The sequence below is a fragment of the Glaciihabitans tibetensis genome (assembly GCF_003003265.1).
Taxonomy (GTDB): Bacteria; Actinomycetota; Actinomycetes; order Actinomycetales; family Microbacteriaceae; genus Glaciihabitans; species Glaciihabitans tibetensis.
The window spans coordinates 1-5,834 of record NZ_PVTL01000016.1 but is presented as its reverse complement, the minus strand read 5'-3'; the positions used below and the strand labels follow the sequence as shown (position 1 = coordinate 5,834).

At 53.8% G+C, this 5,834-nt stretch carries 3 rRNA genes; all 3 read right to left on the bottom strand.

Annotated features, from left to right (window positions below):
• Positions 1–7 precede the first annotated feature (7 nt).
• A 5S ribosomal RNA gene (gene rrf, locus B0I08_RS17460) occupies positions 8–124 on the bottom strand.
• Positions 125–408: 284 nt separating this feature from the next.
• Positions 409–3,529, bottom strand: a 23S ribosomal RNA gene (locus B0I08_RS17455).
• A gap of 497 nt (positions 3,530–4,026) precedes the next feature.
• Positions 4,027–5,545, bottom strand: a 16S ribosomal RNA gene (locus tag B0I08_RS17450).
• Together the 16S, 23S and 5S rRNA genes form the textbook arrangement of a ribosomal RNA operon.
• Positions 5,546–5,834 lie beyond the last annotated feature (289 nt).

The following is a 5,834-nucleotide window of genomic DNA, read 5'->3' as shown; positions in this document are numbered from 1 at the left end:
AAAGTAAGTCCGGCGGTGTCCTACTCTCCCACAGGGTCCCCCCTGCAGTACCATCGGCGCAGAGAGTCTTAGCTTCCGGGTTCGGAATGTAACCGGGCGTTTCCCTCTCGCTATGGCCGCCGAAACACTATCGATTCCCACCCGCAGTACAACCGGGTGGTTCAGGTCTGTGTATCGTGCCTCCCGCGGCATCTGTCGGTATCTGTCGATACCTATCTTTCGATACTGCGGGTAGCAGATATTCAATTATCCCCCACACCCACCGGTCACTGATACCGAAGTATCAGAGTTTCCCTGGGGAGTGTGTGGTGTTCCCGACCGTAAATCGGGAACCACAAAGTGGACGCGTGCAGCTCTCATTCACCCTCGACCAACACCCGTGAAACGGGCGTTGTGGTGGGGTGGTGTGTTATCAAGTTATCGGCTTATTAGTACAGGTCAGCTCCACGAGTCTTTAGTCCTCGCTTCCACATCCTGCCTATCAACCCAGTAGTCTAGCTGGGAGCCTCTCACCCGAAGGTATGGAAATCTCATCTTGAAGCCGGCTTCCCGCTTAGATGCTTTCAGCGGTTATCCGTTCCGAACGTAGCTAATCAGCGGTGCTCCTGGCGGAACAACTGACACACCAGAGGTTCGTCCATCCCGGTCCTCTCGTACTAGGGATAGCTCTTCTCAAATTTCCTGCGCGCGCAGAGGATAGGGACCGAACTGTCTCACGACGTTCTAAACCCAGCTCGCGTACCGCTTTAATGGGCGAACAGCCCAACCCTTGGGACCTACTCCAGCCCCAGGATGCGACGAGCCGACATCGAGGTGCCAAACCATGCCGTCGATATGGACTCTTGGGCAAGATCAGCCTGTTATCCCCGAGGTACCTTTTATCCGTTGAGCGACAGCGCTTCCACAAGCCACTGCCGGATCACTAGTCCCGACTTTCGTCCCTGCTCGAGTTGTCACTCTCGCAGTCAAGCTCCCTTGTGCACTTACACTCGACACCTGATTGCCAACCAGGTTGAGGGAACCTTTGGGCGCCTCCGTTACTTTTTGGGAGGCAACCGCCCCAGTTAAACTACCCACCAGGCACTGTCCCTGAACCGGATTACGGTCCGAAGTTAGATATCCAGTATGACCAGAGTGGTATTTCAACAATGACTCCACCTGAACTAGCGTCCAAGCTTCAAAGTCTCCCACCTATCCTACACAAGCCACACCGAACACCAATACCAAGCTGTAGTAAAGGTCACGGGGTCTTTCCGTCCTTCTGCGCGTAACGAGCATCTTTACTCGTAGTGCAATTTCGCCGAGTTCGCGGTTGAGACAGCTGGGAAGTCGTTACGCCATTCGTGCAGGTCGGAACTTACCCGACAAGGAATTTCGCTACCTTAGGATGGTTATAGTTACCACCGCCGTTTACTGGGGCTTAAATTCTCAGCTTCGCCTTGCGGCTAACCGTTCCTCTTAACCTTCCAGCACCGGGCAGGCGTCAGTCCGTATACATCGTCTTGCGACTTGGCACGGACCTGTGTTTTTAGTAAACAGTCGCTTCCCACTGGTCTCTGCGGCCTTCAAACGCTCCCGGAGCAAGTCCGTTCACGCCTCAGGCCCCCCTTCTCCCGAAGTTACGGGGGCATTTTGCCGAGTTCCTTAACCACGATTCTCTCGATCTCCTTGGTATTCTCTACCTGACCACCTGAGTCGGTTTGGGGTACGGGTGACTGGAACCTCGCGTCGATGCTTTTCTTGGCAGCATAGGATCACTGATTTCGTCCGTGAGGACTACCCATCGGGTCTCAGGCTTAATGAACGACGGATTTGCCTATCGTTCGCCCTACATCCTTAGACCGGGACAACCATCGCCCGGCTCAGCTACCTTCCTGCGTCACACCTGTTAATACGCTAACCGCACCAGCATAGGGTCATGTGCTAGACCCACCCTCTCACCCCGAAGGGATCAATAAGTAGGCTTCAGACATTTAGCATCACTGGATTAGCTTGGGCGGTTCTTCGTCAGTACGGGAATATCAACCCGTTGTCCATCGACTACGCCTGTCGGCCTCGCCTTAGGTCCCGACTTACCCAGGGCGGATTAGCCTGGCCCTGGAACCCTTGGTCTTTCGGAGGACGGGTTTCTCACCCGTCTTTCGCTACTCATGCCTGCATTCTCACTCGTGTGGCCTCCACGGCTGGTTTACACCGCCGCTTCACTGGCCACACGACGCTCTCCTACCACTCCGTACGCCTGGACCCACAAGTGGGCCGGGCTACTATACGAAATCTACAACTTCGGCGGTGTGCTTGAGCCCCGTTACATTGTCGGCGCGGAATCACTTGACCAGTGAGCTATTACGCACTCTTTCAAGGGTGGCTGCTTCTAAGCCAACCTCCTGGTTGTCTATGCAACTCCACATCCTTTCCCACTTAGCACACGCTTGGGGGCCTTAGTTGGTAGTCTGGGTTGTTTCCCTCTCGACGATGAAGCTTATCCCCCACCGTCTCACTGCTGCGCTCTCACTTACCGGCATTCGGAGTTTGGCTAACGTCAGTAACCTTTTAGGGCCCATCAGCTATCCAGTAGCTCTACCTCCGGCAAGAAACACGCAACGCTGCACCTAAATGCATTTCGGAGAGAACCAGCTATCACGAAGTTTGATTGGCCTTTCACCCCTATCCACAGCTCATCCCCTCCATTTTCAACTGAAGTGGGTTCGGTCCTCCACGACGTCTTACCGTCGCTTCAACCTGGCCATGGATAGATCACTTCGCTTCGGGTCTAGGACCAGCGACTCAATCGCCCTATTAAGACTCGCTTTCGCTACGCATTCCCCTCACGGGTTAAGCTCGCCACTGATCACTAACTCGCAGGCTCATTCTTCAAAAGGCACGCTGTCACCCCTACTAAGGAGGCTCCAACGGTTTGTAAGCAGACGGTTTCAGGTACTATTTCACTCCCCTCCCGGGGTACTTTTCACCTTTCCCTCACGGTACTTGTCCGCTATCGGTCATCTGGGAGTATTTAGGCTTACCAGGTGGTCCTGGCTGATTCACACGGGATTTCTCGGGCCCCGTGATACTTGGGATGCCTCTCGAGCCATTGCAACATTTCGGCTACGGGGTTCGCACCCTCTCCGACTGAGCTTTCAATCTCATTCGCCTATATTGCGTTGTAACTCTTGCTGTACGGCAGTAACAGCTGAAAGGTCCCACTACCCCGACCATGCAACGCCTGCCGGCTATCACACATGATCGGTTTGGCCTCTTCCGGTTTCGCTCGCCACTACTAACGGAATCGCGGTTGCTTTCTCTTCCTGTGGGTACTGAGATGTTTCACTTCCCCACGTTCCCTCTACCCGCCCTATATATTCAGGCGGGAGTCACCAGGTACCCTTACAGGTCCTGGCGGGGTTTCCCCATTCGGAAATCCTCGGATCACAGCTCTATTATCAGCTCCCCGAGGCTTATCGCAGATTTATACGTCCTTCTTCGGCTCCAGATGCCAAGGCATCCACCGTCTGCTCTTAGAAACTTGATTTCACATGAGTAACAAATCGATCTCTCGTTCCCAACACCAAAGTGTTGGTCTCTTTGAAATTGATCTATTGCAACTATTACTAGTTGTATGTGACACCATCCAAAGGATGGTGTCTAAGATGCTCGCGTCCACTGTGTAGTTCTCAAAATACGGGCGGTACCCGTCCCTCACCCCTCAAAGAGAAGATCGGTCCCGGGTCCGAAAACCGTAAGCCAACTTCATAAGAAGCTGGCTATGGTCCAGAAGAGCCGTCACCACCTACGTGGTGCCCGGTCCCTCAGGACCCAACAACGTGCACAAGACCACACCACACCGAAGAACGTTTCCTAACCCCTAAAGGCTGTACTCCATCCAGACGGCAAAGCCTGGCCAATGTCAATGTTCCACCCATGAGCGCTACCGAAGAACATGTGTCTCCGAAATAGCTACGAAGCGGATAGCCCCCGACTGATCTGTGTAAACAGCAGGGTCAGAGAGCGTCTTCGAGTGCTCCTTAGAAAGGAGGTGATCCAGCCGCACCTTCCGGTACGGCTACCTTGTTACGACTTAGTCCTAATTACCAATCCCACCTTCGACAGCTCCTCCCCTTACGGGTTAGGCCACTGGCTTCGGGTGTTACCGACTTTCATGACTTGACGGGCGGTGTGTACAAGGCCCGGGAACGTATTCACCGCAGCGTTGCTGATCTGCGATTACTAGCGACTCCGACTTCATGAGGTCGAGTTGCAGACCTCAATCCGAACTGAGACCGACTTTTTGGGATTCGCTCCACCTCACGGTATTGCAGCCCTTTGTATCGGCCATTGTAGCATGCGTGAAGCCCAAGACATAAGGGGCATGATGATTTGACGTCATCCCCACCTTCCTCCGAGTTGACCCCGGCAGTCTCCTATGAGTTCCCACCATTACGTGCTGGCAACATAGAACGAGGGTTGCGCTCGTTGCGGGACTTAACCCAACATCTCACGACACGAGCTGACGACAACCATGCACCACCTGTATACCGACCTTGCGGGGAGAACATTTCTGAACTTTTCCGGTATATGTCAAGCCTTGGTAAGGTTCTTCGCGTTGCATCGAATTAATCCGCATGCTCCGCCGCTTGTGCGGGCCCCCGTCAATTCCTTTGAGTTTTAGCCTTGCGGCCGTACTCCCCAGGCGGGGAACTTAATGCGTTAGCTGCGACACAGAAACCGTGGAATGGTCCCTACATCTAGTTCCCAACGTTTACGGCATGGACTACCAGGGTATCTAATCCTGTTCGCTCCCCATGCTTTCGCTCCTCAGCGTCAGTAACGGCCCAGAGATCTGCCTTCGCCATTGGTGTTCCTCCTGATATCTGCGCATTCCACCGCTACACCAGGAATTCCAATCTCCCCTACCGCACTCTAGTCTGCCCGTACCCACTGCAGGCTGGAGGTTGAGCCTCCAGTTTTCACAGCAGACGCGACAAACCGCCTACGAGCTCTTTACGCCCAATAATTCCGGATAACGCTTGCACCCTACGTATTACCGCGGCTGCTGGCACGTAGTTAGCCGGTGCTTTTTCTGCAGGTACCGTCACTTTCGCTTCTTCCCTACTAAAAGAGGTTTACAACCCGAAGGCCGTCGTCCCTCACGCGGCGTTGCTGCATCAGGCTTTCGCCCATTGTGCAATATTCCCCACTGCTGCCTCCCGTAGGAGTCTGGGCCGTGTCTCAGTCCCAGTGTGGCCGGTCACCCTCTCAGGCCGGCTACCCGTCGTCGCCTTGGTGAGCCATTACCTCACCAACTAGCTGATAGGCCGCGAGTCCATCCTTGACCAAAATTCTTTCCAACTCCTAGCCATGCGGCTGAAGCTCGTATCCGGTATTAGACACCGTTTCCAGTGCTTATCCCAGAGTCAAGGGCAGGTTACTCACGTGTTACTCACCCGTTCGCCACTAATCCAAGAGCAAGCTCTCTTCATCGTTCGACTTGCATGTGTTAAGCACGCCGCCAGCGTTCATCCTGAGCCAGGATCAAACTCTCCATAAATGTTTATCTGCTCGACCCGAAGACCGGCACATCTAGTGTCACCCGCACCCGGAATAGGGTGTCGAGGTGACAAGTTTGACACTGACAAGAACAAATCATTACTGACTTGCTTATTGTCTTCATATATCTATTTCCAAAGGAATCTCTTGTCCATCACTGGCTAGAAACCAGATCCAAACACGAGGTTTTTGGCATTTGACATTGTGCACGCTGTTGAGTTCTCAAGGATCGGACGCACCTGATCCCACCTCACGGTGTTCCTCAGGGCAACTTCACAAACCTATCACAC